We start from the raw sequence: 24,331 nt of genomic DNA on the forward strand, positions 1-24,331 counted from the left end.
GGTATACCTGGAAAACCGCATGAAATATAGACTCATGCGCTGTTAGTACACCTAACCACGCCTCCAGTATACCCAACATATCCAATCACGACAACGCTTTACACCTGGCACCTGTGGTGCGTATGGTGTGTAGAACCCTGGCGCGCCAGGGTTGCGACCCGGCATCGCCGGGTCGCGGGCGTCTGAGGGCAGCGCGAAGCGCCGGGGAATGCAGCAAGGGCGCGAAAAGTGCGGGCCAGGTCGAGTGCCAGGCTCGTCTGGCGCGCTCGGTTTCCTCTGCGACGCTTAGATCAGGCACCGAGGCCAGTTCAGGGGCACCGGCTGTTCCAGCCCGCACCTTCATTGGTGCGGGCTGTGGCAAGCGAAGCGCGTCAGGCCGTAGGCGTCCCCCTGTGTGCAAGGCAGGTGCGCAGCGTGGGTATGTGCGCAAGCCGGGGCCCAGCGACGCCGTAGGGCGTCGCTGGGCAGGCTTGTGCATATATATCCATGCGGAGCCCTGGCTTGTGCACAGGCGGCTCAGGCGCGCCGGTCGATCTCGCTCATGTGGGCCAGGGGTCTGGGGCGTGGCCCTGGAACGCCCCAGCAGCGGCCTCCAGCACCTCACTGCCGGTCGTTTGGAGCACCCCCTTCGCCCTCCCCCGCGTGAGTTGCCTGGAAGGCCGCGCAGCGGTCGCCGAAGGCGATGAGCGATAGCGAAACCTGCAAGGGAACGACCCCCGAAGGGGGGCACGCCCAGTCTTCCAGAGCATATTCCGAGCATTTCCAGAGCACTTTTCAGGACTGGACTCTAACTCATGGACTACAATCAGAGCGTTTTCTTAGCATTTCCAGAGCAAAAGTGATCGATACAGGCGAATCCACCTCGGCCCTCGGCCGTGTCCGCGCAGCTGTGGCCGGAGCCGTCGAACTGGGCCTGAAGAAGAAGGCCGCGATCCTGGCCAAGGCGCTGCACCAGATCAATGCGGCTAGACAGGATGGGTTCTCCCATGCCCAGATCCACGTGGCGATCACCTCCGGTGGTCTGGATCTGACGCCCGCCTACTACGAGAACCTGTACGCGCGCGAGATGCGCAAGCATCACGCGCGCCTGGCGGCCAGACCTCCAGTTTCGCAACCAGCGCCTGGGGGCCTGTCGCCACTGATTTTCGGAAAGCTGGAGAAAAGACCCGTCGAATTGAAAATGTCCGAATCGGATGCAACGGCAAAACCCGGTTTCACCTCGGCGTCTGATGAATTACGCCGCGCACGCGCTGTCAGCCGCCAGGATTTCAGCAAACTTATCAAACGCAAGAACAAACCATGAACATTGCACTCATCAATCTGTCCGGTAACGTCGGCAAGAGCACACTGGCCGTTCATCTTTTCGCAGCAATGCGGCCTGGCGCCAAAATCATTTCTGTCGAGTCGGTCAATTCCTCCGACGCCGATACGATTCAAGGCATCGAAGTCGAGGAAATCGAGGCCTCCAGCTTTCGAGAAATATTCCGTGAGCTGATGATGGCCGAAGGCGACGTGATTCTCGATGTGGGCGCGTCCAACGTCACCCGGTTCATGGCGGAAATGAAGAAATTCAAAAGCGCCGTTCACGAGATCGATTTGATCGTCGTGCCCGTGGTGCCCCAGGAAAAGCAGCAGCGCGACACGATCTCCACGCTGGAATGGCTCGCCGAGCGCGGGTTTGACCCCAAGCGCATTCGGGTCGTCTTCAACCAGTTCGCCAATGATGGCGTGTCCCTGGTCGACGCCTACAGCCAGATCTACGGCTACCTCGAATCCACCGGCAACCGGGCCGCCTACAAGCCCGAGGCCGTGGTCGTCAGCAACGAGCTGTACGACCGCGTGAAGGGTTCGGGCAAGACCATCCGCGAACTGGCCGAGGACAAGACCGATTGGCGCGCGAAGCGCACCGAGGCCCGCGCAGCGGGCGATCTTTCGGGCATGGAAGAGGCGGTGGACGGCCAGATGAACAAGGACCTGGCGCAAACCGCGCAGGAGAATCTGGCCGAAGTCTGGAAGATCATCGGCATCGGCAAGAAATGAACGCGCCGACCACCGCCCGCGACGCGGCCGTCAAGGTCTTGATGGCCGACTTCGCCGACCTGCTGGAGCGGCTGGAGCGGGCGCAGCGGGAACACGGCGAGTTGCAGGACACGCAGCGCCTGTGCCACACCGAGCTGGATGCGGATCTGGAGCAGCTGGGCGGCCTGGTGCAGGGCGTGCGCGCCGACCTGGCCAAGGCCGGCGAAGCCGGCCGCGGCATGGTGGCGGCCGCGCAGCGGCTGGAGAATGCCGCCGCCCGCATCGAGGCGGGTGCTGTCGGCGCCGCCCGGCGCCCGGGCGGCCCGCCGCCCAGGGCGGGCAGGCGTTTCGGCGGCCTGGCCGTGCTGCTCGTCGTGGTGTTGATCTGCGTCTCGGGATGGGCAGCCTACGCCACTACGCGCCTGGTGCAGCAGCGCACCGCCGTGCAGGTCGGCACTGCCACGCTGAAAGCGTGGCCCGCGCTCGATGCAGGCGCCAAGCGCGCGATCCAGGCGGCTGGCTCGCAGTAGCGGACTGGCGGGCCGCGCAAGCGCCCGTCAGTTCGTCGCCGCGGCCGCAGGACGCGGCGCGCGGTGACGGCCAGCGCAAGCGGCCGCCACCGCGCCGGCCGCCCGCCGGCCAGGGCGCGCCTGCCTTACTGCTCGTCCTGCAGCCGCCCGGTGCGCGCCATGTTCAGCAGCATCAGCAGATAGTGCGCGGTCAAAGGGCCGCGCCATTCCTGCTGCCAGTACTGCAGGAACCATGCGCGCTGCGCTTCGGGCAGTGCCCGAAGCTCGCGCCGCCCTCTCCGCCACTGCTCGGCCGCGCGATCCCTGTCGCGCCGGAACGCGCGCGTCCATTGCGTGCTGCGCTGGGCCATCACCTCTGCCGCGCTGGGCTGTTCGGCCGCGATCTGCTCGGCGAACAAGGGCAGCGCCTCGCGCTCGGCGCGCTGGCGGCGCGCCAGGGCCGACAGCTTGCGCGGCGTCACTTCATAGGGCCGGTAGGCCTCGAAACGGTGGAACCTCATGGCTTGCGGCTCGTTCCCTGGCGATCACGCAAAGAGCGCCGCCTGTCGCCCGTCATCGTGTGCCGCCGCGTGCTGGCTCCGCACGGCCCGCGCGGTCGTGGACTTCGGCGGATGCGCTTCGCGGTAGGCCTGGGCTTCTTCAAACTCGCACAGCACCACTTCACACAGTGGCGCCACGTCGTGCCAGTCGTTGCGGTAGAAACTGGTATCCACCCCGCAGCCGGCGGCCATTTCAATGCCGGTCTGCTCGTACAACTCGCTGATGGCATCGCTTCGCGTGACGGTGTAGTGCGGCGCGCCGCTGAGGCGAAAGGGTGCGCTGCTCTGGGGAACGATGAAAGCGCCCCGCCCGGCCATGTCGGCGGCCATGTCCATCACGTGATATTCAAAGCTCGCGCCGGTGTAGCGCGCGCCCTGCCGGGCCGAGCGCGCGGCACTGCGCCCGAATGGCGGGTTTGATATGGCGAGGTCGAACCATCCAAGATCAGGCAGCGCGAACACGTCGCCGCAGATCCATTGCGCCTGCGGCAGGATCTTGCGTCCGACTTCGACATAGGCCGGGTTCACCTCCACGCAAACCATCTCCCCCGCACGGCCATCGAGGTCCAGCCAGAAGCCCAGGCCGCCGATGCCCGCGCACAGATCGATCACGCGCCGCCCGCCGCCCGCATCGATGGCGAAGTCGCGGGCCAGTCCGCTCGGCGTGAAGTGCGCGCCGATCGCGCCGTTCATGTGCTCCGCGCCTTCGTGCCAGTTCTCCAGCACGAAGATTTTCTCGTCGATGGACAGCGCATCCTTCTGCAGAATCTTGCAGGCCTCGGCATGCGCCTTGCGCTGGGCTTTCGTCAGTTTGGCCATAATCTTGCCTCTGCATGCTGTCTTAACATGCCTGTATTTTAACCTGTTATACACCTGATAATGCACCTTTTAATGTGCCAGTGTGTAACGGTATTGGGTATGGGCGAAGCCCATGTCACCGGTCAATCGCGCACGTGCCCAGCGCCCAGGGCGCAGCGCCCATTCGCGCCCCAAGCTGGCCCAGGGCGCGGCCTCGTTGGTCGTCGCTGAGGGCTCCCGAAGCCGTCGCACGCCACCGCCGCCCGAGCGCGTGGCGCGGCCTTGGCTGGCACACAACCTGCCTCGCGCCCTGATGAACAAGATGCCCGCCGGATCACCTGCAGGCGCATGTCCTGGGCGCAGCATTCGCCCGCGTTTCTCATCGAGAAACGCGCTCGTCTTGTGGGTGTCCGGCGCCTGTGGCGCCGCTGGCCAGGTTCTCGGCGCGCAGCGCGGCACGCCAGCCGCATTCCCCAGGCCTGGGCGGCCTGGGTGTGGTGCCGGTAGCGGCTATTCCTTCGTCTCGATGAGCCACCACGTGGAACGCGGCAAGGCGCGGCCCGTGATGGGGTGGATGTCGGTGAGGTCGGCGCAGGCCGACCAGCCCGGGGGCGGACGGTAGCCGCGCACATCGCCCTCGCCGTGCCACCGGCGAGCGCGCACCGTGCCGGGTGCATAGGTCGCCGCCATGCGTGGGCGGTCCGTGCCGTTCATCGTCCACCCCCGCAACCCTGCACGCCATGCAGGGCGTCCAGAATGGAATGCAGCCGCTGTGCCAGTTCACCCCGGCTGCGCCGATCTGCTGCCGTCATCGTCCCGCCCTGGTGGGCAAGAACGTTGGTCAGGATCGCGTGCGCGTCCCCTGCCGCGTCGATCAGTTCGACCAGGGCGCCGGCACCGGTGGCGACCTGCGCGGCGGCATCCAGCATGGGCGCATCCACAAGGCTTTCGCCTTGCTGCTCGCCCGCGTGGATGCGCTTCAAGGCCTGAAGCGTGTTCATCCTGCCGCCTCCTGGGTCTCTGCGGCCTGGGGCGGCTGCACGATCTTGGCATCTGTGAGGAATACGGACACCAGGGAGCCGCCGCGCACCACCGTGCGCACGCGATGGCGTCCATGCTCCTTCGATTCGGTCCGGTCTTGCAGTTCGGGCCTGAAGAATCCGGCCTGCCGCGCGCCCTGGCCGGCCTCGCGCGTGCCCTTGTAGTCGGCATGGGTGCGCTTCCATTCGGCCTGGGTCATCTCCACGGCGCCGGGATGCGGGTAGTTGGCCAATGGCGGTTTCTTCGTGATGGCCCGCACGGCGGCGGCCCGCTCCGCGCTCGGCGCCTTGTAGTCGCGCACCTCCTCGATGCCCTTCACTCGGACAAAGCGGCAATCCGTCGTCACGCTGACGATGCGGCCCTCCTTGCGGTTGACGCGGACCACGTTCAGCCATTCGCCGCGCACCTGCACCTGTCCGCCCGGCTGAATGTCGAACTGATCGGCCGCGATGCCGCCATCCTCGGCGAGCATGGCGCGCTCGTAGGCGAGGCGGTTTTCGTAATGGGCGATCCAGCGCCGGGAATGCTCCAGGCCTCGGGCGTAGAGCCGGATCGCCGCGGCGGCCACGTCCTCCACGTTCCACGGGTTTTCGGAGCGCGTCAACAGGGTATAGGCTGAGGTGCCCCATTGCTCCCCGCGTTCCTTCACCGAGAAATAACCGCGGTCGGCCAGCGTCTTCGCTCTTTCAAGGTCGAGACCTTCGGCGGCCCACAGCTGGCCCAGTTCCTGCGCCTCGGCCTCGTTCTTCCTGGCCTTGCGCAGGTCGGCCTCGATGCCCTTGATGCGGCGATGCCGCACGTCCGGGCGCTCCTTGTACTGCGCGTGCTGCTTCGCCGCTGCGGCCCGGCGCTCCCAGTATTCGCTCGTGTCCCACAGCTTCACCGCCTTTCGGATGCCGTCACCGATGCGCTGCGCATCCTTGCGCGCCCTGCGCTCGCTGTGGTGCCCGACGAGGATCGGCTGGCCAAAGGGGATGCCATCCGAAATGCTCTTGACCTTGGCGCGCACCGCGTCGGCCTCCTGGCTGCGGCGCTCGCTGTAGCCGTCGAAGCGGTCGGCCCGGTCCTCGGCGCGCTCCATGAGCGTGCGGTCTTCGTCGTCCACCTCGCCGCACCATTTCAGCATCAGGTTTTCGCGGGCCGGCGTCCACATCGGGGCCACGAAAAGCTCCTGGCGGGGTGCCCACGAAAACCCCGCGTCCTTGGCGCGCTGATAATCCTCCTTGGACAGTCGCGCGAACGGGTAGAACCGAAGTTTGTTGTCTTCCGGGCTGTAGGTGGCCGTCCCGAGGTAATCCGGCGCCTGCGCCTGGGCGTCCGTCTCGGGTGCATCGATCGCGCATTGTTCAGGTGAAGCCATGATGATTTTCCTTATGACCGGCACCGCTTGATTGCTGCACCGTACCTGTATTTTAACCTGTTATACACCTGATAATGCACCTTTTAATGTGCCAGTGTGTAACGGTATTGGGTATGGGCGAAGCCCATGTCACCGGTCAATCGCGCACGTGCCCAGCGCCCAGGGCGCAGCGCCCATTCGCGCCCCAAGCTGGCCCAGGGCGCGGCCTCGTTGGTCGTCGCTGAGGGCTCCCGAAGCCGTCGCACGCCACCGCCGCCCGAGCGCGTGGCGCGGCCTTGGCTGGCACACAACCTGCCTCGCGCCCTGATGAACAGATTCGGCCTTGGATCACCTGCAGGTGCAGGTCCAGGGCGCAGCGCCTCCTGGCGTTTCTCCCCGAGAAACGCCCTCCCCTTGGTGGATCTCGGCGCCTGCGGCGCCGCTGGCCAGGCACTCCGCGCGCAGCGTGGCACGCTCCAGGCTGCTGGCCCACGGCCAGTAGCCTTCACCCCAGGGGGTCAGCCCAGCGGCTGGGGGATGTGCCGCAGGCACTTCCCCCAATGAGCGTTGCGCAGGCGGCCTGGAGCAGTGCCGCGCAGCGGCAATCCGAAGGATCGAGCCGAATAGGCGAGCTGCGGAAAGCGCCCGAAGGGCGCGCGGGCGTCCGGTGACCGCGCAGCGGGCAGCGCCCAGCGTTCAGGGGGTTTGCTGGGCTGCGTGCTTCAGCCGCAGGATTTCAACGGTGCGCGCGGCATCCAGCGCGCGATAGAACACGATGTAGTTTCGATGCACCACGAGTTCGCGCACGCCGGCCGGCAATCCTGGCCGGCCAGGACGGCCCAGTGAAGGATGGTCGGCCAGCGGCAGCGTCTTGTTGCGCAGTTCCAGCCCGAAGGTGCGCGCCCGCAGTGGGTTGTCCTTGGCGATGTAGCGCACGATGGCACGCAAGTCCTCGCGCGCTTTCGGCCGCCATTCAATGCGGTACGGTGTCTGAACAGTAGTCATGGGCAGCGCTCAAGGGCCCTTTCGCTTGGGCAGCTTGGCGCTTCCGGTCATCTCGGCAATGTCGGCATCCATCTCGGCCATCACGTCATCATGAGAGATATTCGGGCGCGGGTCGTCAATCGCGTCCTGCACCTCGGCGGCCAGCCACTGGTTGTAGGCGGCGGCCTGGTGCGCCTTGCGCAGCGCCTCGGCCCGGCCGCGGTTGCCAGGTGTCTCGTCTTTCTCGTCCGGGTTCCACGCGCTGGCGTCGAACTGCCCGACCGTGATGCCAATGTCGCGCAGCACGTTCAACGCGGCCAGAGGGTTTCCGAAGCGGCGCGGCTCGTTGCTGCGAGCCTTGGCGAGCAGCGCGGCAGCGCCGCTGCGCGTGGCGATCTCGACAAGGAACGCGCCGCCCAGGCCCTTGAGGGTCACGCCGGCGACGCCGCCGGCATGGGTGGCCGCGCGCAACTGCTCGATGGTCATGCTTTGCATGGTCGGCTCCTTATGTGTTAGCAAACATTATCTAGTTCCATTGTGCAGGATTTCTAGATCACGTGCATTCACATAGCCCTTGAATACCTCGCAACGAAAGGAAGAGGTTCGGGCTCATTCAGTAATCGTACAGGTACGATTGCTGAATGAGAACAAAAAAAAACCCGCCACTATGGACGGGGTAAGGCTTCAAAAAAACGCGCTTCGAAAACTCCGAAGCGCAGGACAAGTTTAAGGGCCACCTCCTGCCCGACCATCTGGCCAGGTGAAAACGAAATTCCCAGGGTGCTTCACGCGGCGCAGCCAGCCTTCATCCTGAAGGCGCCGGATGTATTCGGCGCCGCCCTCCCCCGTGCATCGCCTGGGCGCATCCATCGCGGCCAGGCGCTCCAGGGCATAGCGCTCGCCCGTCTCTCCGAGCCGCACCTTGGCGAGCGTGCGGTCGGCGAAGCTCGCGCCGCTGGGCGACAGCCACAGCATGCGCGCGCTGGAGCGGCCCCGGTACTGCGCGTTCCCGGCCTTGTAGATGGTGCCCACGTGGCCACGCTTGACCAGTTCGCCGCACTCGTCGCGCCGTTCGATGGGATCGCAGTACGCCACGATTCCCCGCACTTCAGGCAGCGCCTGCCGCAGCAGCCGTCGCATCCTGGCCAGCGCCCAGGTCTCGGCGTTCGCGGCCAGGCTGTCGTCCAGCACGAACCGGCCCAGTTCGACGCCCTCATTGGGCGCGAGTGCCGGAAAGTAGCTGGGGATCACGCGCTGGTTCATCGGCACCGAAAACACGCCGACACCGGCCAATCGCTCACGCTGGAACGGCTCCTTCACGAACACGCCAGCACGAAACCGGGCCGCCGGGTAGGTTCCCGAGTAATGGTGCATCAAGACGAAGTGCTTGGCGTCGCCCTCCTCGATGGGCACCACGGTGCAGCGCGTGGGGTCGAAGGGTTCGCCGGCCGGCCGATAGGACGCCCGGCGTCGATGCCAGCGCTGGCCGAACAGGGCCAGCTGCTCGATCAGCAGATTGGTGGAAGGTGGGTTCATGCTGGCCTCACCTCACGTCCACCGCGCCGGCCGGGAGGCCGGCGCGCGCGTCCAGTGCGTTGTCGTCGGCCTGCAGCTGCTGGGCGAGCCGGATGAAGCGGCGCCGCTGGCCACGGATCACGGTGAAGTCATCGCCGACCACGCCATTGAGCCGCGCCCAGTGATTCCAGGCGAAGCTGCGGCCCAGGCCCACGGTCGTCTTCGTGCTCGGAAAGCTCGGTGCATCGCGCACCATCTCTTCCCAGCTGCTGCCGAAGTCCACTTCATCGAATCGGCTGTGCCGGCCCGTGAGCGCACGCCGCTCCAGTCCAAGGGATTCATCGAGGAGCCCGGGATGGTGTCCGGCCAGCCAGAACAATTCCCACGGTCTGGAAGCCGGGCAGAAGTAGCACGCGGACTTGATCGGCACCATGTCCGGCCCCAGGTCGGCGGCGATAGCGCGCACGCAATCGACGCGCGTCCAGCCGATGAGCTGCAGCGGGTAGACGAAATCGAATGGCCCATCGGCGCGGGCGGCGGCAAAAGATGCGCCCGCCCGGCGCCGGTCGGCCCGGCCGCAGTCGTAGCCGATCAGCTTCACGATCCGCTGGCCCTGCGCCCGCGAGCGCAGCCAGAGCGGATGCGGCGGGCGGCGGTTCGGCCCGCGCGTGACGCCCATCAGGTGCTGGTCCTGCGGCACGTGCTTCCAGCGGATGCTGCAAGACTTCATCCCGAAGGCGAGCGATGGCAAGGTTTCGTTCGTCCAGCAGTTGCCGTACAGGTCGGTGTACGGGGTTTGCGGCTGGGTGCGAACGCGGCACAGTTCGATAGGCGGCCAGTCCCACGCATGCAGGATCTTCTGCATGCGCTCGATGTGGACCAGAGTTTCAGGCTTCTCGCCGCCCGTGTCGGCGAACGTGATCGCATCGGGCCGCAGGCCTGCCGCACGCAAGGCCAGCAGCATCGCCGTGGAGTCCACCCCGGCACCGAAGCAAACCACGATCAGCTTGCCCAGGAGCGCGGCACGCAAGGTGCCGCGCTGGCATGTATTGATTAGACAAGGCATGGCATTCGCCGCGCTCGGGAGCCGAGAAAGGGCCGCAGCGTCATGCTGCGGCCACCTCCATCAGCCCTCGACGCCCTCCGGCAGGGCATCGGCCTCATGCTGGTCTTCGTCTTCCTCATGGGCCTCGTCCTGCTCCACTACCTCCGTGCTTTGCGGATACGGGCGCAGCGTGGATGGCAACCAGCGTCGGCCATCCAGCAGCGCGGCCGTGGCGGCGATGGCCTCGCCCTTCTTCATCTTCTCGATGGGCTTGGCCGCGTCGGCACCGCAGGCCTCCGTGACGGCCTCGATCATCTTGGCCTTCGGAACGTGGCACAGGTAGCGCTCGTTCGTCGGCATCCACCAGTCGGCCATGTTCAAGCCCAATGTCGATTCGATCAGCTGGGCCATGTCGTAGCCGTGCCCGACCTTGCGGTTCGGCTCGCCGGAGAACACCTCATAGGAGTGAGCGATGAACACAGACAGCAGTTGCATCAGTTCGCCAAGCTCCATCGCCATCAGCGCTGCGAACAGGGTTGGCCCGTGCGCGGGAAGCTTGCCGATCCAGCCGGCCGCGTGCTCGAATGCATCCGCTGCCTTGCTGCCGCCGAATTCGCTGGCTTGGTTTCCGATCTGGTGCATGTTGTCGTTGAAGCGCACCTTCACCGGCGACGATTGCCACGGCTCCTTGTCGTTGACGATCAGGGTCATCAGCAGCGCGGCCAGGGCCACTTTCGGCTGCTGGGTCAGCGCGGCGCCGACAGCCGCCGAGCGATGCGCGGTCAGGTTCGCGCAAAGGGTTGCGCTGAACTCGGCCCGAACCTTCTTCGGTGCCTCGGCCATCCCGCCCGCCACGCCCTCGCCGCCTGCGGCCTGCTTGGCCTGCGGAACATCCTCGCGCCGCACCAGACCCTCTGCCAGGACAAGCTGGCCCGCGTTGTCGATGGTCAGCACCACGCCGGAAGTGGCTCGCTGCCTCGGCCCCCACTCGCGCAAAGCCGCCTCCATGTTGTCGCCCAGGTCGTCGAACGCTTCCCATTGCGCCTGAAGCGCCTGATATTCGGCCTCCTGCTCGTCGGTCCACTCGCCTTCCTCGTCGGTTTCTTCGTCGTAGGCGGTCAGGGCTTCCAGTTCGTCCATGCGCTTGCGCAGCGCATCGGCATCTGCGCTCACGCGGTCGATTTCTGCCTTTTCCTCGGTGGTGGGCTTGCGCCGCTTCGGTTCCAGCTTCCCGAAGGCGCTGCGCTCATGGTAGGGAAAGCTCATGCGCGCTTCGACCCACTTCCAGCCTGCGGCCCGGATTTCTTCGGCCTGGGCCTCCAGCTTTTCGAGGGCCAGCCTGTTGAGCAGCGCGCCGTCCTGGATGTAGAACGAGCCTTCCTCCCCCGTGAACAGGTCTGCCCGCACCGCGCCGCCGGCTTCCCGGTAGGCCTCCAGGCCGACGAAACGCGCGATGGCCGATGTACTGCTCACCTCGTCGTTCGTCAGCATCTGCGTGATGTAGTGCGCGGATCGCTGGTACGGCGAAAGCGTATTCCAGACACGCCGCTGTTCTTCATGGTCATCGGTCAGGGCAAGCGCCTGCAGCTGTCCCATTTCGATCTGGTCGGCCCGGTACATATCGAGGAATTCCGGCGCGAGGCGTGCCAGCTTCAACCGGCGCTCGACGGTCAGGGCCGAAAGGTTGTAGGCGGCCGCGATCTGGCCTGCCGTCTTCCCTTCATCCACCAGCCGCTTGAATGCTTCCAGCTGGTCGGCTGGATGCATGGGCTCCTGAGTGGCGTTCTCGACCAAGCTGACGCTCACGCCGCGCTCGGCATCGAACACGCGGCAGCGCACCGGCACATCAGCAGGCACGGCGGCGTGCTCTGCCAGGTAGTGCAGCGCTGCCAGCCGACGCCCACCGGCAACCACCCCGTGGTCGCCCTTGCTGCCCTTGATCTTCTCGGGGATCACCGCAAGCGGATTGAGAAGGCCGCCTTCGGCCATGATCGCTGCCGCCAGTTCCGGGATGGTGCTGGGATCGTGCTTCTTGCGCACGTTGTTGGGCGACAGGTGCAGGCGATTCAGGGGAATGTCGCGTTCCTCGCCGGACAGGATGGATACCAGCTTGCCGTCAATTTCAACAACCGCTGCGTCCTCGCCATTCAACACATTGGATTCTTCGTAAGCCATGATCGCTTCCTCCAATGCTCAGAACGGCAGTTCGTGGTCGGCGACCTTGACGGGGGCGCCCAGCAGTTGGATGCGCGCCCGGTTGTCGGACGCATTGCGGCGGCGGTAGCCGTGGATCGGCAGCGTCGGCGCTTCCTCCCACTCCTGCTCCGTGTACTGGCCCTTGCGAGTAACCGGCAGCAGGCAGATGTAGCCGTGGTAGTCCGGCGCGTTGCGGTGGTTCTTGTGCGATGCCGAGAAGAGCTTGCCGTAGTAGCGCGGGCCATCCTTGAAGCCCACCGTCAGCGCGCAATACAGCACGCCGGTTTCGCGGGCCGACTTGACGAATGCGGCCAGGGGCACGCGCAGCGCTGCATCGTCCAGCTGGATGGTTCCCGTCATCGCCGGCGCGTTGTCGGCACGGTCGGGCGATGGGCGCGACGTGAACAGCGCGCCGGTGAGCATGCTCACCACCGTGACTTCAAACTCGGGAGGCACCTGGGCCGGTGCCGCCGCAGCTTGCGCATGGTCGAAGTCGGACGGCTGGAAATCGGCCGTATCGCGGCCTGCCGCTTCGGCTGCTGCGGCGTTCACCGCATCCAGATCGGCAGGGCCTTGGTTGGGGGTAAGCTCGACGGATTGCGGAGCCAGGGGTTTCTTAGAAGCCATGATGATTTTCCTTATGACCGGCACCGCTTGATTGCTGCACCGTACCTGTATTTTAACCTGTTATACACCTGATAATGCACCTTTTAATGTGCCAGTGTGTAACGGTATTGGGTATGGGCGAAGCCCATGTCACCGGTCAATCGCGCACGTGCCCAGCGCCCAGGGCGCAGCGCCCATTCGCGCCCCAAGCTGGCCCAGGGCGCGGCCTCGTTGGTCGTCGCTGAGGGCTCCCGAAGCCGTCGCACGCCACCGCCGCCCGAGCGCGTGGCGCGGCCTTGGCTGGCACACAACCTGCCTCGCGCCCTGATGAACAGATTCGGCCTTGGATCACCTGCAGGTGCAGGTCCAGGGCGCAGCGCCTCCTGGCGTTTCTCCCCGAGAAACGCCCTCCCCTTGGTGGATCTCGGCGCCTGCGGCGCCGCTGGCCAGGCACTCCGCGCGCAGCGTGGCACGCTCCAGGCTGCTGGCCCACGGCCAGTAGCCTTCACCCCAGGGGGTCAGCCCAGCGGCTGGGGGATGTGCCGCAGGCACTTCCCCCAATGAGCGTTGCGCAGGCGGCCTGGAGCAGTGCCGCGCAGCGGCAATCCGAAGGATCGAGCCGAATAGGCGAGCTGCGGAAAGCGCCCGAAGGGCGCGCGGGCGTCCGGTGACCGCGCAGCGGGCAGCGCCCAGGGGTCAGGGCCGGCTCTCCCGAATGGAAGTTGAAAAGTATTCGTACAGGTACGAATACTCATGAGGGACGCTCCAGAACTGCTTTCATCAACCGCCTTCAGCCGAGCCGAAAGCACGCTCCATCTGCCGCTGGCGGCGCTGCTCCTGGGCGCGGTAGTAGCCTGCAGTTGTGCGTGGATCGGCTTGGCCCAGGTTGGCCTGAAGCACGTCGGGCGGCACTTCGGCTTCGGCCGCACGTGTCGCATGCGTGTGCCTCAGCCAATGCAGCGAAGCGTGACGTGCGTCTTCCCGTTCCTCATGTGACAGTGAGGATGCCCGCAGCGCAGCCCGTACAAACCGCTGGAAAGCCGGAGCGAGTGTTGAATAGCTGAGGTAGCCACGTTGCTTCCGCTCCTGCTCGTCTGGCCTCCTAACCAGCTGCCCTGCTTCCGGCGCATCCATCCCTGGAAGCTCTGGCGCTTTCAGGTGCGCAAGCAACGGCGTGTTCGGATGCGCAAGGTCGTAATCCAACCCACGCGCGCCGAAGTAGGCCCTTGTCGCCCTCATGGCCGATGCTGGCACAACCACGAAACGGTTGCGCGCGCCCTTGCCATGAACCCGAAGCCAATACCCTCCGTCCCGCTGCCGAATGTCCGCCTTGCGCCCGAACAGCAATTCTGTCGCGCGCAGGCCTGTGCCCTGGCCGAACTCCAGCAGCCAGCGCATGCGTGCAGCCGCCGCATCCGGCAGTTCCGGTACATGCGCATGCAGCACGGCCCAGGCCGTGGGCGTGAAAGCCCGCGACGCATCCAGCGACTCGTCCGGGTCATCGGGCAGTCGCAGATTCACCAGATCCCACGGATTGCGCGGCAGTTCGCCGGCGCGCGCGAGCCAGGCGAAAAAGGAGTTGATCACGGTCAGCGCATACCGCTGGCTGGTGATGCGCGGCTGCGATGCAAAAGGCGCCCATCCTTCGCGGAAGCGGGCGGCGCTGCGCCGGCTCATCCATTCCACGGGCACGGCCCGCAAGAATGCGATGTAGGCCGTGCAATCGTCCGGGCCAGCATCGCCCAAGGACTTGCGCCTCTCCGACACCAGCCAGACAAGGAAGCGCTGCGTTTCACGCCGATAAGCTCGGACGGTCTGCGCCGACTCGGTACGGGATGAGATCCACTGCTCGATCAACTGGTGCGCGTTCTCGGCCAGGTCGCGCGCTTCCGTCGAAGCGGCCCAGGTCGGTGCGGCCGGCCAGCCGACCAATGCGCCGACCTGAGCTGCAAGCTGTCCGGCTTTGACCGGACCGTAGCCCGGCAGGCCTCGCCACCATCGTCCACCCAGAACGATGGCGGTGCGCAATTCGCCCATCAAGTGGAAGCCGGCACGCTTCAGTCGCACGGCCAGGTCTTCGGGGAACCAGGCCGCAACGGAATCGCCGAGAGAGGGCGGCTCGACAGCGTGAGCCTCCAGCTGCTGCAGCAGTTCCATCCTCGCACGTCGCAGCCGTTCGATCTGCTTTGTCTTGCGGTCGGTGCCGAGGGGGCCGTTCTCGGCCTCGTAGATCTCGCGCAACTCTTCAAAGGAAAACCCGTCATAGCCATTGGATTCCGCCCATTCTTCGAGGGAAACGGGCTTTGCCAGCGCTTGGACCGGCAGCTGTTGCACGCGCAGCAGCCGCCAGCGCGGGCCGAGGCCCGCGCGTCGCGCGACGGCGGCGGCCATGTCCACGGCCGCGCGATGCACGGCGACGGCCGAATCCTCCGAGCAGTCCAGATAGCGCCGAGCCGAGCTGGCCACCGGAAATCCTTCGGCCACGGAACGCAGGTGGGCCAGCACGTCGCGCGTCAGGCGCAGCGGGGAAGCCGGCAGCTTCTTGGGATCAGGCATCTTTTCTCCCCGAGAAATCATTCGCTCGCACGCCAGCGCTCCAAGGCGGCCATGACATCCGGGTTGATACCGGCCCTAGGCACCGTGTCAACGCGGTCCACCAGCATCTGCGCCCACAGGCCAGCCATGGTGTTGGCATCGGGATGCATGCGACGCTCCAGGCCCTCGGGCGGGTGGGCTTCCATGCATCGGGTGAGGGCGGCGTCGATGGCCCGAAAGCTCAAGCTGTTGTCCATGGATAGGCTCCATTTCTCTCCGAGAAAACACGCACGGCATGAAGGGCAGGGCGGTCGCTCCTCGAAGACAAGCGCTTCGCACTCCAAAAAACTCTTTGCCCATCAACGGCTTAGGCGCATCGTATCTTCGGACACCGAAAAGGGCAACGAAATAGCATGCAGTGATAAGTACAGTTATCACTGTACTATTTTAGCTCTTGCAATGTAGCTACACGATATATATACTATTGCCCTGAGCTGAACCGTCCGCTCACCGTGGCCTGGGGTATCAGGCCTCAAGGAACTGCCATGCAAGACGTGACGCGCGCGCCGACAGCTGACGAACAAGGCGGCATGGACTGGTGGAATGCCCAGTCGGAGCAGTTGCGCAGCTACTGGCTCAAAGAAGTCGGCAGCACCACCGCCTCGGCGGCCGATGCCTGGCTGAAATTCAAGGCTGCGCGCGACCTGTCCGAGAAACTGTATGGCCAGCGGCCATTGCGCATGCATAGCGGCCTTGAATTCGTGGGATTCGAGTTCTCCCTGGGCGTGTTCCCCGGCGATGACGGCTGGCTTGGCGTCAGGGTCGTTGCGGAGCCGCCGGCCACTGGATACAAGGAGGGTTGCACGCTGGGAAGCGAGAGTACGTCGCTCCTGCGCTTTGGCGTCAATGCTCAGATCGGATCGACGACGCTGGAGTGGTTCGCGCAGAACGAACACGTGCCGCTCTACTGGGAAGGCTTCAAGCTGGTCCTGCAGCCGCACCAGTGCGAGCAGCTGCGCGCCTGGTTGCCGCGGCTGGGCCGCACAGCCGTGCTGGCACAAAGCCTGTCCACCGCCGTGAAACGCAGCATTGGCGAGGACGTTCCCACCTTGCACTACGTCGGTGGCTTCGTCGCGGACCTGGCCGCGCGAGTGATGCTCGACGGCCAGGCGACCGCCGACGCCATCTCAGCGCAGCTTGCGGAACATTGGGCCGCGAAGGAGAAGGGCCTGCAGGCGGCGCTGCAAGGCCCGGAAGTCACAGCCCTGCTGGAAACGGCACGGTTCACGGAAAAACAAAGGAGCGCATCATGAACGCTGATCCAATCAAGACCGCCCGTCTGTTCAGCAGCGGCGGAAGCCAAGCTGTGCGCCTGCCGGCCGAGTTTCGCTTCGAGGGCACCGAGGTCCTGATCCGGCGCGATGCCCGCTCGGGTGATGTCGTGCTGTCCCCGGTCAAGGCCGTCAGTTGGGCGGCATTCGCGGCGCTGCGCGAGCAGCTGGCCGAAGAGCTGGCTGCAGAAGGCCTGGAGGACTATCTCAAGAACCGCCAGCAGCCGATGGATGGCCCTCGCGACCCCTACGCGGACTGGATCGAGCCGCACAGAACAGGTGAGGGCGCCGCGTGAGCGCGGTCTACATGCTGGACACCAATGCCAGCAGCGCTGCCATCCGCGGTGACGCGGCAATCAATGAAAAGCTGCTCGCGCTGCCGCCGGATGCCTGGTGCATTTCGACGATCACGATGGCCGAGCACGTCTACGGGTTAGCCAAGAAGCCACAAGCCGTGCGGCTGGCCCAGCTGGTTCACGCCTTCCTCAACCTGGCGAACGTGCTCACGTGGGACCGCGAGGCCGCGGAGGTGCTGGGCCCGGTGCGTGCCGAGTTGGAGCGCATCGGCCGACCGATCGGCGCCTACGACACCCTGATCGCTGCGCATGCGCTGTCGCGCGGGCTGGTCCTCGTCACGGCAAACGTGGGCGAGTTTCAAAGGGTGGATGGCCTGCGCATCGAAAACTGGCAGGCACTGGAAAAGCACTGAAGAGAAAGAAGGGACGGCATGAGTGACCTGCTCGCACGCTTTCAAGCGCAGACACGCCGCAAGGCCGATTCCGACCTGATCCGTCGCTGGGAGTGGGACGCCAGGTATCACGGCGACAAGAACATCAAGATCCAGGCGTCGAATGCGAAGCGCTCGGCCACGCAGATGCAGAAGATCAAGGAGCAGTTCAGCAACTTGAAGCCTGAGCACGAACTGGCGATCAATGCGGCCGCCAGCGCCCTGCGCGCCATGGCCGAGGAGCTGACGTTGCTAGCGGCGTGGGCCAAGGACTATCAAGTGTTTTGCGCTGCCGCGTGGAAGAAGGAAGAGGACGCCCGGCTGGAGGCACTGGCACAAGAGCGCTGGGGCGATGACCAGCAAGCCCTACAGTTCGAGATTGACCTGATCGGAGAGCTGGCAACCAAGGACGGGCAGCATGCCTTTGCCAGCTGGTGCCACTCGGCGGGCAAGTACAAGCACTGCCAACTTGATCAGATCAGCTGCCATGTTGATCAACTGAAGAAGGGGGAAACACCGCGAAAGCGGGCGGCCCTCACCGTTCAGCAGGGCATGGACCGGCCATCACCGAATATGTGGAATGGCATGTACGGCCCGACCGTGATCGGCAGCTGGCCGGACTACGAAGCCTACGTGGCCTATCGCAAAGAGGTTGCCAGGACATCCGCGCGCATTTTCGAGCACATCGGAAGGCATTCCTGAAAGGGTACGTCAAAGCGAACTGCCGAAAGCTGCCCAAAATTTCTCCCCGAGAAATTCCAGGAAGCGAGATCAAGTTTGAGGGCTTGACAATTGTTAGTAACGTTACTAACATTGGCGCAGATGGATATTCCACCTGCCCAGGCCCGGGGATCGGGTTCAAGGAGACGACGGCCATGCACCTCAATCCCATCGACCTCGCACGCGATGACGCACTCTCCGAGCGCGGACTTCCGCCCATCGCCTATGCCGACAACCCGAAGGGCGTCTACGGCACGTCGCCGGTGATCGCCGTCAAGCGCGGCGAGCCCGGCTACTACCCGATCCACACACGGCTGACAGCTGACGAACTCAATGCCGCCGAAGGCGTCACATCCGCGCAGCGCGAAGCCATGCTGACCGGCTCCATGTTCGGCTGGCACCTGCAGGGAGCCAACCCGAAATTCCACGAGCAGCTGATGACGCGAAAGCATCACCAGCAGGGGAGAGAGCGATGCACCCCTGGTTCGTGACTTACACAACCGGCCCGCTGGATGTGCGCAAGACCTTCGAGGTGGACGCGGACACCAAGGCCGACGCGATCGTCCTCGGCGATACCCTGGCCGCCGCCTGGCTGCGGCTGCACGGATTGGTGCCGGGCGATCTCCGCGGCGACCCGGCGGACGGCAGCGAGAGCGCGGCGGCCCGGTTGTCGTACTGCCAGCCGGCACCGCCGGCGTGGGTGGGCATTTTCGGACGCCGCGCCGATGATGGGCACCACACCCGCGTGACCACGGCGCCGATGGTCTCGGCCATCCTCGACCACCACGGAGCGGTGCCGGCACCCTGGAACGCCACCGACGAACTGCCCTGGCGGATCGACCTGCGCAACCATTCGCCCAGCGGCCTGGAATGGGGGTACATGGGCTCGGGCCCGGCGCAGCTGGCCATCGCCGCATGCGCCTTCGCACTCGGCGACGAGCGCGCCGAAACGGTCTACCAGGCCGTCAAGGATCGACTCTTTGCCGGCCTCCAGACCCCCGAGTGGGTGGTAACGGTCGGCCGGCTGCGCGAGCTGGCCGATGAGATCGAGCAGGCTGCCCGGGAGCATGAGAAAGGGGTTCGCCATGCATGAAGGCCAGCCGCCCGTCCGGTTCGTGACCCTGCGCATCAGTGCGACCATCGCAAACGAGTACGCCAACCGCTGTCCCGAATGGCTGTCCGAAGAACTGGACGAGGGCCGCAGGCGCGTGCCGCTGGATCTGGCGCAGCAGATTTTGCTGGACGCCGAATACAACAGCGACCGCAGGGCACAGGACGTGGGCGAGTACGGCATGCCGCTGCCCATCTTCAATGCCTACAGGGCGCTGGCCAGGCAAACGCGCGCCGCCATCGCCGCCGAGAACAGCGGCACCACATGAGCCGCTGTCGGCCGACGCTGCGCATTTCATTGGAAGGAAGGACCATGGCACAACCGATCACAACCGTCACCGCCCGCGAGTTCGTGCACAACGTCAGCGCGTCAAAGCGCGTGGCGAGCGAGGGTGGCACGGTCATCATCACCGATCGCGGTGAACCCGCACTCGCGCTCATCCCGATCGCCGAGTACCGGCGCCTGACCAAAACCGACAGGAACCCGGTGGAGTTGCTGCGCCAGAACGAGGCCGACGATTTCGACATCCAGCCGATCCGCATCGACGCCAGGGAACTGGACGCATGACGGCGACCACGGGGTCGGGCAACGCCCGGATCGCGCGCACGGCCGGTCCAAACAACATTGGCACCTTCGACGGTCAGGAAAAACCATGCTGATTCTGGACACCAATGTCTTGTCCGAGATCCGAAAGAGTACCTGCCATCCCAGCGTGGAAGCCTGGATGGAAGCGCAGGCCATGGACCAGCTGTACATCACCTCCATCACGGTGCTGGAGATCCAGCGCGGCATCAGCCACCTGGCACAGCGTGGGGACGAGTCACAGGCGGCGGTACTGGCGCGCTGGCTCGATGCCATGGTGCTGCCAGCCTTCAACAGCCGCATCCTGCCTGTGGACCACGCAATCGCCAGGCGCGCGGCAAAGCTGACCCAGGCGGACAGCCGGGACTACCGCGATGCGCTGATGGCCGCTACCGGCCTGGTTCACGGCGCTGCGCTGGTCACGCGCAACATCAAGCACTTCGAGGACTCGGGAGTGCTGCTCATCAATCCCTGGGAATTTCTCGCCGAGAAATCGAGAGTCCCCCGCACGTGAAAGAACAACCATGCAAAGCCTTGGCATCAACAGCGAGAGCATCGACTACGAAGTGGCCCTGGAAAACCTGGGCCAGCGCCTGCAGCCCTTCATCATGGCCCTCCAGCACGAGCGCGAGAAGGCCCAGCCCTCGGCCGCGCTGATCGCCTATTGCGAGGCCCAAATGGCCGCCATCTCCAATCTGCAAGAGGATCTGAGGGTCAACGACCATGAGACCATCGCGCGCATCCTGAACCCTCAAGACAGCGTTTTCGGAATGCGCACCCCGCAGGAATCCGCGCGCCCATGACCGGGGAAGGGTACAAGCCGCTCACCGACGAATCGGTGGCGGCCATCACCAGCAGCTACTTCGCGCAGCGTGCGGCGCGGTCCTCGGCACAGGATCAACCCCGTGTCGTGCTGGTGGGTGGCCAGCCCGGCGCAGGCAAAAGTGCAGGGGGCGAGCTTGTGCGCGACGAACTCAAGGCGCAGGGTGGCTTCGTCCACGTGGATGCGGATCGCATGCGCGAGCGCATCCCCCTCGGCACCGCCAGACTGCCATCCAGCGAGACCCAAGCGGACGCCGGCCGGCTTGCGAACGCCCTCCGGCTCATGGCGATCGAGGCGCGGCGCAACATCGTGGAGGAGGGCACCTTCCGCAACCCACAGTCGGTCCAGCGCTTCGTGGACCGGCTGCAGGAGCAAGGCTACAAGGTGGAGATGGTGGTAGTAGCCACCAGCAGGGAAGAAAGCCTGCTCGGCATCTATCAACGCCACGAACGCCAGCACCAGGTGGGCAACCCGAACCCGCGCTTCGTCACAGAGGACTACCACGATGCGGCGATGCAAGGGTTCAGTGCTACGGTGAGCCAGCTGGCCCATCAGCTGGATCGGCTGCGCATCATCAACCGCGGCGGCCAGCTGCTCTACGACAGTCAGCGTCAACCCCGCGACGATGCGACCATGGCCCTGCAGGCCGCCCGGGAGATACCCGCCGAGCGACGGACCATGCTGGCCGATGGCTGGGCGGCTGTGGCAGCTGCTGCCCGCGAACGCGGCGCAAATCCCCAGTACCTTGATGCGATAGGCGGACACGCGAGGCGGGTCGCTGCGAGTGCGCAGTTGCAAGGGGACAGGGGCGCCAGGATCACGCCCTACACACGCGGAAAAGAGCAGGCCCTTTCCCGAGGTGCCAGCCCTGCCGGGCCATTCACCAGCCTAGCGGCCACGCCGCAGGCGAGCAAGCCTCCTGCGCGCAGCCGCTGAAAACATCACGCGGCCAAGCGGTGTTCGTAGTACGGCCGCGCCTTGTCATCGAGCAGCGCATCCAAGGCGTCCAGCGTGCGCCCCTGCGGCGTCAGCCAGGCTTCAACGTTCTCGGGCCGCAGCTGCACGATGCAGCGGTCATGCCCGGCCGCGGCCACTTCGGGCGGCGGATCATCCGTCACGGCCGCGAACGACCACAGGTCGGGCTCGTCGGAGCCCGCCGGCGGCGTCCAGTGCGAAAACAGGCAGGCGATGTACATCTCCTGCGGTGGACTGGGCTCGAACCGGAGCACGATGTTTTCTGGCGCCTCGCCAGCGCGCAGCGCCCGGCCTTCGGCCGCGTGCCGGGCCACGTTCTCGAAGAACGTGGTCACGAGCATGAGTGCGTGCGTCTGCCCGAACTGCTGCTTCCAGAACCCGCGCAGGTTGTCCCGGCGCGCGTTGTATGTCCCGGGGTACTTCCTGTCGTAGAGGGTCGGCTTGCCGGCCGGCCGGCACCCGTAGCGCATGGGCCAGATCACCGGCTCGCCGCCCTCGATCACCAGCACCGGCGCCCACCAGCCGGGGAAAATCCGCGTATCGCTTTCGCTCAGTTCGGGTCGCTTCAGCCTCGTCAGGCGCGCGAGCGCCTGGTCGATCTTGGCGGTGGCGATGCGCTGGTCTTCCTGGGCCTTCTTCGTCACCTTGGTCTGCAGGGCGCGCTCGGCGTCGGCTAGGCGCTTGCGCTGCGCGAACAGATCCTGCTCCAGCGCGGACACCTGGCTCGCGTCGAATTCCGCAATCAGCGCATGGATCTCGCGCTCCTCGGGCGAGTGGGGATGCGTGAACTGCGCATCCATCACCCTGGGCGTACGCATGGGCGGCTTGGGCTGCTGCCTGCGCCGCCAGTACAGATCGAAGAACGCCTTGAGCGCCAGGCGGGACCTCGGGAACAGGCGACGGAACGCGGCGTAGTCCGCGCGCACGGCGGCCGAGTAGCACATGGAGCGATCCTTTCCCTGAAAATCTTGACAGCAGTCTAGGGGAGGCTGGTGCATAGCGCCCGAAGCGTCGGATTTATACTGTACGTATGCACAGTGCAATCCAATGTTTTAACGTCCCAGTGCCGCTGGCCAGCAGCGGCCTGGTGCTGCCATTGGCCAATGCCAGCGTGCATGCCGGCTTCCCCTCGCCGGCGGACGATTACTTGGTCAAGCGGATCGACCTCAACGAAATCCTCGTCACCCATCCCCAGGCTACCTTTCTTTTCCGTGTTGCCGGGGACTCCATGCAGGACCTGGGCATCTTCGACGGCGATCTGTTGCTGGTGAACCGAGCCCTCAAACCCTGCCACGGCAACATCGTGGTGGCCGTGGTGGACGGTGAATACGCCGTCAAGCAACTGTACCTTCGCGCCGGCCGGCTCAAGCTCAAGGCAGGCAACCCGACGTACCCGGAAATCGTGCCTACGGAAGGGCAGACGATCGAGGTTTGGGGCGTGGCCACCAGCTGCATCAAGCGGTTCCAGTGATGCACCATGCTGGCACTCCTCGATGGCAACAATTTCTACGTGAGCTGCGAGCGCGTTTTCCGGCCGAGCCTGCAGGGCCGGCCGGTGGTCGTGCTCAGCAACAATGACGGTTGCGCGATCAGCCGCAGCAACGAAGCCAAGGCGCTGGGCATCAAGATGGCCCAGCCGCACCATGAATTCCGCCATCTCGAAGACCGCGCCGGCCTGGTCAGCCTGAGCGCCAATTTCACCCTGTACGGCGATATGTCGGACAGGATGATGAGCTTGGCCGCAGGCCTCGGGCCCGGCCAGGAGATCTACAGCATCGATGAGTGCTTCGTGGATCTTCACGGCGTGCGTGGCAACCTGGCCGAGCGCGCGCATGCCATCCGCGCTCGCATCCACCGTTGGATCGGTATTCCGACGTGCATCGGCATAGCGCCCACGAAAACCTTGGCCAAGTTGGCCAACCACATCGCCAAGTGCGCAGAAAGGAAAGCCGGCAGCTACCCTGCGCAGCACGCGCAGGTATGCCACCTGGGTGCGCTGCCGCAGGCCGACGTGGACCTGCTGCTCGCCATCACTGACGTGGGCGACGTGTGGGGAGTTGGGCCGCGTATCGGCGCACAACTGCGCGACGCCGGCGTGGCCACCGCGCAGGATTTGGCGCGGCTCGACCCGGCTTCGGTGCGCCGCCGCTGGTCGGTGGTGCTCGAACGCACCGTTCGCGAGTTGCAAGGCATGCCCTGCATCGATCTGGAAGAGGCTCCCACGCCCAAGCGCGAGATCGCCGTGACGAGATCCTTCGGCCGGCCGGTGCGCGAGTTGCCGCAGTTGCTGCAGGCCGTGAGCGACTTCGCGACACGCGCGGCCGAGAAGCTGCGGCGACAGGGGAGCCTGGCCGGGCGCGTGCTGGTCTTCGCGCACACCTCGCCGTTCCGGCCAGGCCCGCGCTGGGCCAAGTCGCTCGTGGTGCCGTTGCGCCGGCCCACGGCCGACACGGCGAAGATCATCCAGGCGGCCACGATGGGTCTAGAACTGATTTTCGAGCCCGGCTACAACTTGGCGAAAGCCGGCGTGATGCTGCTGGACCTCTGCGACAGCAGCATCCTGCAAGGCGAACTCGATCTTGAAGATGAATCTGGCCGCAACCGCGGCCAGCTGATGAGCGTGGTGGACAAGCTCAATGCCCGATGGGGAAAAGCCACGGTGAAGCAGGGCAGCGTCGGCACCGCGGCCGCGCGGCGTGACTGGGCAATGCGCCAGGCCCGACGAACACCCCAGTACACCACCGACTGGCGACAGGTTCCCGTCGCGCGCGCCTAAAGCCAGCGGACGGCGTTGCCCTCAATCACCTTACCCAACTCCATAAAGGGGAAGTGCAACTGTTCTTGCGGCTGACGATGTCAGCGGGCATGGAGCGCCTGCGCCTCGAAATTCTGGATCGCTATGAAAGTGGCATCCT

Annotated in this window: 30 protein-coding genes; 16 read left to right on the forward strand and 14 right to left on the reverse strand. The window is 65.5% G+C overall.

What is annotated here, in order from left to right; translation table 11 throughout:
- Window positions 1-682: 682 nt before the first annotated feature.
- From H6927_03125 to H6927_03135, 3 genes are read left to right on the forward strand one after another with little or no spacing between them, the layout of a single operon-like run.
- A complete protein-coding gene (locus H6927_03125) occupies window positions 683-1,303 on the forward strand; it encodes a hypothetical protein (GenBank protein ID MCP5217081.1) in 621 nt (206 codons plus the stop codon).
- Window positions 1,300-2,040: a hypothetical protein gene (locus H6927_03130; GenBank protein ID MCP5217082.1), complete on the forward strand. Its 741-nt coding sequence runs from the start codon at window positions 1,300-1,302 to the stop codon at window positions 2,038-2,040. Before H6927_03125 ends, H6927_03130 begins: the two co-directional genes overlap by 4 nt.
- Window positions 2,037-2,549: a hypothetical protein gene (locus H6927_03135; protein MCP5217083.1), complete on the forward strand. Its 513-nt coding sequence runs from the start codon at window positions 2,037-2,039 to the stop codon at window positions 2,547-2,549. Before H6927_03130 ends, H6927_03135 begins: the two co-directional genes overlap by 4 nt.
- 125 nt (window positions 2,550-2,674) lie before the next feature.
- Here the strand turns inward: H6927_03135 and H6927_03140 are convergent, their stop codons facing one another.
- The 13 genes from H6927_03140 to H6927_03200 all read right to left on the reverse strand — a co-directional run bounded on the left by H6927_03140 (window position 2,675) and on the right by H6927_03200 (window position 15,404).
- On the reverse strand, window positions 2,675-3,049 hold the full coding sequence (locus H6927_03140; GenBank protein MCP5217084.1) for a hypothetical protein: 375 nt from the start codon (window positions 3,047-3,049) through the stop codon (window positions 2,675-2,677).
- 24 nt (window positions 3,050-3,073) lie between these two features.
- Window positions 3,074-3,907, reverse strand: a complete 834-nt coding sequence (locus H6927_03145; protein MCP5217085.1) for a methyltransferase — start codon at window positions 3,905-3,907, stop codon at window positions 3,074-3,076.
- Window positions 3,908-4,396: 489 nt separating this feature from the next.
- Window positions 4,397-4,600, reverse strand: coding sequence for a hypothetical protein (locus H6927_03150; protein ID MCP5217086.1), 204 nt, complete (start codon window positions 4,598-4,600; stop codon window positions 4,397-4,399).
- A complete protein-coding gene (locus H6927_03155; protein MCP5217087.1) occupies window positions 4,597-4,887 on the reverse strand; it encodes a hypothetical protein in 291 nt (96 codons plus the stop codon). The genes H6927_03150 and H6927_03155 overlap by 4 nt, the downstream gene beginning before the upstream one ends.
- The gene (locus tag H6927_03160; GenBank protein MCP5217088.1) at window positions 4,884-6,287 is read right to left on the reverse strand and encodes a DUF3560 domain-containing protein; all 1,404 of its coding nucleotides are present in this window, start codon (window positions 6,285-6,287) and stop codon (window positions 4,884-4,886) included. The genes H6927_03155 and H6927_03160 overlap by 4 nt, the downstream gene beginning before the upstream one ends.
- 675 nt (window positions 6,288-6,962) lie before the next feature.
- Complete coding sequence (locus H6927_03165) at window positions 6,963-7,271, reverse strand: type II toxin-antitoxin system RelE/ParE family toxin (protein ID MCP5217089.1); 309 nt, start codon at window positions 7,269-7,271, stop codon at window positions 6,963-6,965.
- Window positions 7,272-7,280: 9 nt separating this feature from the next.
- Window positions 7,281-7,745 carry a hypothetical protein gene (locus H6927_03170; protein ID MCP5217090.1) on the reverse strand — a complete coding sequence of 155 codons (465 nt, stop codon included), beginning with the start codon at window positions 7,743-7,745 and terminating at the stop codon, window positions 7,281-7,283.
- A gap of 231 nt (window positions 7,746-7,976) precedes the next feature.
- A complete protein-coding gene (locus H6927_03175; GenBank protein ID MCP5217091.1) occupies window positions 7,977-8,786 on the reverse strand; it encodes a hypothetical protein in 810 nt (269 codons plus the stop codon).
- A gap of 7 nt (window positions 8,787-8,793) precedes the next feature.
- A complete protein-coding gene (locus H6927_03180; protein ID MCP5217092.1) occupies window positions 8,794-9,831 on the reverse strand; it encodes a hypothetical protein in 1,038 nt (345 codons plus the stop codon).
- A gap of 60 nt (window positions 9,832-9,891) precedes the next feature.
- Window positions 9,892-11,985, reverse strand: a complete 2,094-nt coding sequence (locus H6927_03185) for a ParB/RepB/Spo0J family partition protein (GenBank protein MCP5217093.1) — start codon at window positions 11,983-11,985, stop codon at window positions 9,892-9,894.
- Window positions 11,986-12,003: 18 nt separating this feature from the next.
- Window positions 12,004-12,633, reverse strand: a complete 630-nt coding sequence (locus H6927_03190) for a hypothetical protein (GenBank protein MCP5217094.1) — start codon at window positions 12,631-12,633, stop codon at window positions 12,004-12,006.
- A gap of 759 nt (window positions 12,634-13,392) precedes the next feature.
- Window positions 13,393-15,168 (reverse strand): tyrosine-type recombinase/integrase, encoded by a 1,776-nt coding sequence (locus H6927_03195; GenBank protein MCP5217095.1) that lies wholly within the window; start codon window positions 15,166-15,168, stop codon window positions 13,393-13,395.
- 17 nt (window positions 15,169-15,185) lie between these two features.
- Window positions 15,186-15,404, reverse strand: a complete 219-nt coding sequence (locus H6927_03200) for a DUF3717 domain-containing protein (GenBank protein ID MCP5217096.1) — start codon at window positions 15,402-15,404, stop codon at window positions 15,186-15,188.
- A gap of 288 nt (window positions 15,405-15,692) precedes the next feature.
- Between H6927_03200 and H6927_03205 the strand changes: the two genes are divergently transcribed.
- The 11 genes from H6927_03205 to H6927_03255 all read left to right on the forward strand — a co-directional run bounded on the left by H6927_03205 (window position 15,693) and on the right by H6927_03255 (window position 21,377).
- Window positions 15,693-16,460: a hypothetical protein gene (locus tag H6927_03205; protein ID MCP5217097.1), complete on the forward strand. Its 768-nt coding sequence runs from the start codon at window positions 15,693-15,695 to the stop codon at window positions 16,458-16,460.
- Window positions 16,457-16,774, forward strand: a complete 318-nt coding sequence (locus H6927_03210; protein ID MCP5217098.1) for an AbrB/MazE/SpoVT family DNA-binding domain-containing protein — start codon at window positions 16,457-16,459, stop codon at window positions 16,772-16,774. Before H6927_03205 ends, H6927_03210 begins: the two co-directional genes overlap by 4 nt.
- Before the next feature lie 11 nt (window positions 16,775-16,785).
- Window positions 16,786-17,187 (forward strand): PIN domain-containing protein, encoded by a 402-nt coding sequence (locus H6927_03215; protein ID MCP5217099.1) that lies wholly within the window; start codon window positions 16,786-16,788, stop codon window positions 17,185-17,187.
- Window positions 17,188-17,205: 18 nt separating this feature from the next.
- A complete protein-coding gene (locus H6927_03220; protein MCP5217100.1) occupies window positions 17,206-17,907 on the forward strand; it encodes a hypothetical protein in 702 nt (233 codons plus the stop codon).
- Between the two features lie 173 nt (window positions 17,908-18,080).
- Window positions 18,081-18,416 (forward strand): hypothetical protein, encoded by a 336-nt coding sequence (locus H6927_03225; protein ID MCP5217101.1) that lies wholly within the window; start codon window positions 18,081-18,083, stop codon window positions 18,414-18,416.
- A complete protein-coding gene (locus H6927_03230; GenBank protein ID MCP5217102.1) occupies window positions 18,398-19,018 on the forward strand; it encodes a hypothetical protein in 621 nt (206 codons plus the stop codon). Before H6927_03225 ends, H6927_03230 begins: the two co-directional genes overlap by 19 nt.
- Complete coding sequence (locus H6927_03235; GenBank protein ID MCP5217103.1) at window positions 19,011-19,304, forward strand: hypothetical protein; 294 nt, start codon at window positions 19,011-19,013, stop codon at window positions 19,302-19,304. Before H6927_03230 ends, H6927_03235 begins: the two co-directional genes overlap by 8 nt.
- 56 nt (window positions 19,305-19,360) lie before the next feature.
- Window positions 19,361-19,603 (forward strand): type II toxin-antitoxin system Phd/YefM family antitoxin, encoded by a 243-nt coding sequence (locus H6927_03240; GenBank protein MCP5217104.1) that lies wholly within the window; start codon window positions 19,361-19,363, stop codon window positions 19,601-19,603.
- 85 nt (window positions 19,604-19,688) lie between these two features.
- Complete coding sequence (locus H6927_03245) at window positions 19,689-20,132, forward strand: type II toxin-antitoxin system VapC family toxin (protein MCP5217105.1); 444 nt, start codon at window positions 19,689-19,691, stop codon at window positions 20,130-20,132.
- 10 nt (window positions 20,133-20,142) lie between these two features.
- Window positions 20,143-20,421 (forward strand): antitoxin, encoded by a 279-nt coding sequence (locus H6927_03250; GenBank protein ID MCP5217106.1) that lies wholly within the window; start codon window positions 20,143-20,145, stop codon window positions 20,419-20,421.
- On the forward strand, window positions 20,418-21,377 hold the full coding sequence (locus H6927_03255; protein ID MCP5217107.1) for a zeta toxin family protein: 960 nt from the start codon (window positions 20,418-20,420) through the stop codon (window positions 21,375-21,377). The genes H6927_03250 and H6927_03255 overlap by 4 nt, the downstream gene beginning before the upstream one ends.
- A gap of 5 nt (window positions 21,378-21,382) precedes the next feature.
- Here the strand turns inward: H6927_03255 and H6927_03260 are convergent, their stop codons facing one another.
- Window positions 21,383-22,360 (reverse strand): SOS response-associated peptidase family protein, encoded by a 978-nt coding sequence (locus H6927_03260; protein ID MCP5217108.1) that lies wholly within the window; start codon window positions 22,358-22,360, stop codon window positions 21,383-21,385.
- An 86-nt stretch (window positions 22,361-22,446) separates the two neighbouring features.
- Between H6927_03260 and umuD the strand changes: the two genes are divergently transcribed.
- Window positions 22,447-22,887: a translesion error-prone DNA polymerase V autoproteolytic subunit gene (umuD, locus tag H6927_03265; protein ID MCP5217109.1), complete on the forward strand. Its 441-nt coding sequence runs from the start codon at window positions 22,447-22,449 to the stop codon at window positions 22,885-22,887.
- Between the two features lie 6 nt (window positions 22,888-22,893).
- Window positions 22,894-24,192 (forward strand): Y-family DNA polymerase, encoded by a 1,299-nt coding sequence (locus tag H6927_03270; GenBank protein ID MCP5217110.1) that lies wholly within the window; start codon window positions 22,894-22,896, stop codon window positions 24,190-24,192.
- Window positions 24,193-24,331 lie beyond the last annotated feature (139 nt).

The organism is Burkholderiaceae bacterium (assembly GCA_024235995.1).
Lineage (GTDB): Bacteria > Pseudomonadota > Gammaproteobacteria > Burkholderiales > Burkholderiaceae_C > Ottowia.

What these genes read in the sequence shown, in the direction of transcription:
- H6927_03175 (MCP5217091.1), bottom strand. Translation starts at nt 8,786, where the DNA reads ATGAACCCACCTTCCACCAATCTGCTGATCGAGCAGCTGGCCCTGTTC.
- H6927_03260 (MCP5217108.1), bottom strand. Translation starts at nt 22,360, where the DNA reads ATGTGCTACTCGGCCGCCGTGCGCGCGGACTACGCCGCGTTCCGTCGC.
- H6927_03185 (MCP5217093.1), bottom strand. Translation starts at nt 11,985, where the DNA reads ATGGCTTACGAAGAATCCAATGTGTTGAATGGCGAGGACGCAGCGGTT.
- H6927_03205 (MCP5217097.1), top strand. Translation starts at nt 15,693, where the DNA reads ATGCAAGACGTGACGCGCGCGCCGACAGCTGACGAACAAGGCGGCATG.
- H6927_03215 (MCP5217099.1), top strand. Translation starts at nt 16,786, where the DNA reads ATGCTGGACACCAATGCCAGCAGCGCTGCCATCCGCGGTGACGCGGCA.
- H6927_03235 (MCP5217103.1), top strand. Translation starts at nt 19,011, where the DNA reads ATGCATGAAGGCCAGCCGCCCGTCCGGTTCGTGACCCTGCGCATCAGT.
- H6927_03160 (MCP5217088.1), bottom strand. Translation starts at nt 6,287, where the DNA reads ATGGCTTCACCTGAACAATGCGCGATCGATGCACCCGAGACGGACGCC.
- H6927_03270 (MCP5217110.1), top strand. Translation starts at nt 22,894, where the DNA reads ATGCTGGCACTCCTCGATGGCAACAATTTCTACGTGAGCTGCGAGCGC.
- umuD (MCP5217109.1), top strand. Translation starts at nt 22,447, where the DNA reads ATGCACAGTGCAATCCAATGTTTTAACGTCCCAGTGCCGCTGGCCAGC.
- H6927_03255 (MCP5217107.1), top strand. Translation starts at nt 20,418, where the DNA reads ATGACCGGGGAAGGGTACAAGCCGCTCACCGACGAATCGGTGGCGGCC.
- H6927_03225 (MCP5217101.1), top strand. Translation starts at nt 18,081, where the DNA reads ATGCACCTCAATCCCATCGACCTCGCACGCGATGACGCACTCTCCGAG.
- H6927_03125 (MCP5217081.1), top strand. Translation starts at nt 683, where the DNA reads ATGAGCGATAGCGAAACCTGCAAGGGAACGACCCCCGAAGGGGGGCAC.
- H6927_03195 (MCP5217095.1), bottom strand. Translation starts at nt 15,168, where the DNA reads ATGCCTGATCCCAAGAAGCTGCCGGCTTCCCCGCTGCGCCTGACGCGC.
- H6927_03180 (MCP5217092.1), bottom strand. Translation starts at nt 9,831, where the DNA reads ATGCCTTGTCTAATCAATACATGCCAGCGCGGCACCTTGCGTGCCGCG.
- H6927_03210 (MCP5217098.1), top strand. Translation starts at nt 16,457, where the DNA reads ATGAACGCTGATCCAATCAAGACCGCCCGTCTGTTCAGCAGCGGCGGA.
- H6927_03165 (MCP5217089.1), bottom strand. Translation starts at nt 7,271, where the DNA reads ATGACTACTGTTCAGACACCGTACCGCATTGAATGGCGGCCGAAAGCG.
- H6927_03200 (MCP5217096.1), bottom strand. Translation starts at nt 15,404, where the DNA reads ATGGACAACAGCTTGAGCTTTCGGGCCATCGACGCCGCCCTCACCCGA.
- H6927_03135 (MCP5217083.1), top strand. Translation starts at nt 2,037, where the DNA reads ATGAACGCGCCGACCACCGCCCGCGACGCGGCCGTCAAGGTCTTGATG.
- H6927_03245 (MCP5217105.1), top strand. Translation starts at nt 19,689, where the DNA reads ATGCTGATTCTGGACACCAATGTCTTGTCCGAGATCCGAAAGAGTACC.
- H6927_03145 (MCP5217085.1), bottom strand. Translation starts at nt 3,907, where the DNA reads ATGGCCAAACTGACGAAAGCCCAGCGCAAGGCGCATGCCGAGGCCTGC.
- H6927_03130 (MCP5217082.1), top strand. Translation starts at nt 1,300, where the DNA reads ATGAACATTGCACTCATCAATCTGTCCGGTAACGTCGGCAAGAGCACA.
- H6927_03220 (MCP5217100.1), top strand. Translation starts at nt 17,206, where the DNA reads ATGAGTGACCTGCTCGCACGCTTTCAAGCGCAGACACGCCGCAAGGCC.
- H6927_03140 (MCP5217084.1), bottom strand. Translation starts at nt 3,049, where the DNA reads ATGAGGTTCCACCGTTTCGAGGCCTACCGGCCCTATGAAGTGACGCCG.
- H6927_03190 (MCP5217094.1), bottom strand. Translation starts at nt 12,633, where the DNA reads ATGGCTTCTAAGAAACCCCTGGCTCCGCAATCCGTCGAGCTTACCCCC.
- H6927_03250 (MCP5217106.1), top strand. Translation starts at nt 20,143, where the DNA reads ATGCAAAGCCTTGGCATCAACAGCGAGAGCATCGACTACGAAGTGGCC.
- H6927_03155 (MCP5217087.1), bottom strand. Translation starts at nt 4,887, where the DNA reads ATGAACACGCTTCAGGCCTTGAAGCGCATCCACGCGGGCGAGCAGCAA.
- H6927_03150 (MCP5217086.1), bottom strand. Translation starts at nt 4,600, where the DNA reads ATGAACGGCACGGACCGCCCACGCATGGCGGCGACCTATGCACCCGGC.
- H6927_03230 (MCP5217102.1), top strand. Translation starts at nt 18,398, where the DNA reads ATGCACCCCTGGTTCGTGACTTACACAACCGGCCCGCTGGATGTGCGC.
- H6927_03170 (MCP5217090.1), bottom strand. Translation starts at nt 7,745, where the DNA reads ATGCAAAGCATGACCATCGAGCAGTTGCGCGCGGCCACCCATGCCGGC.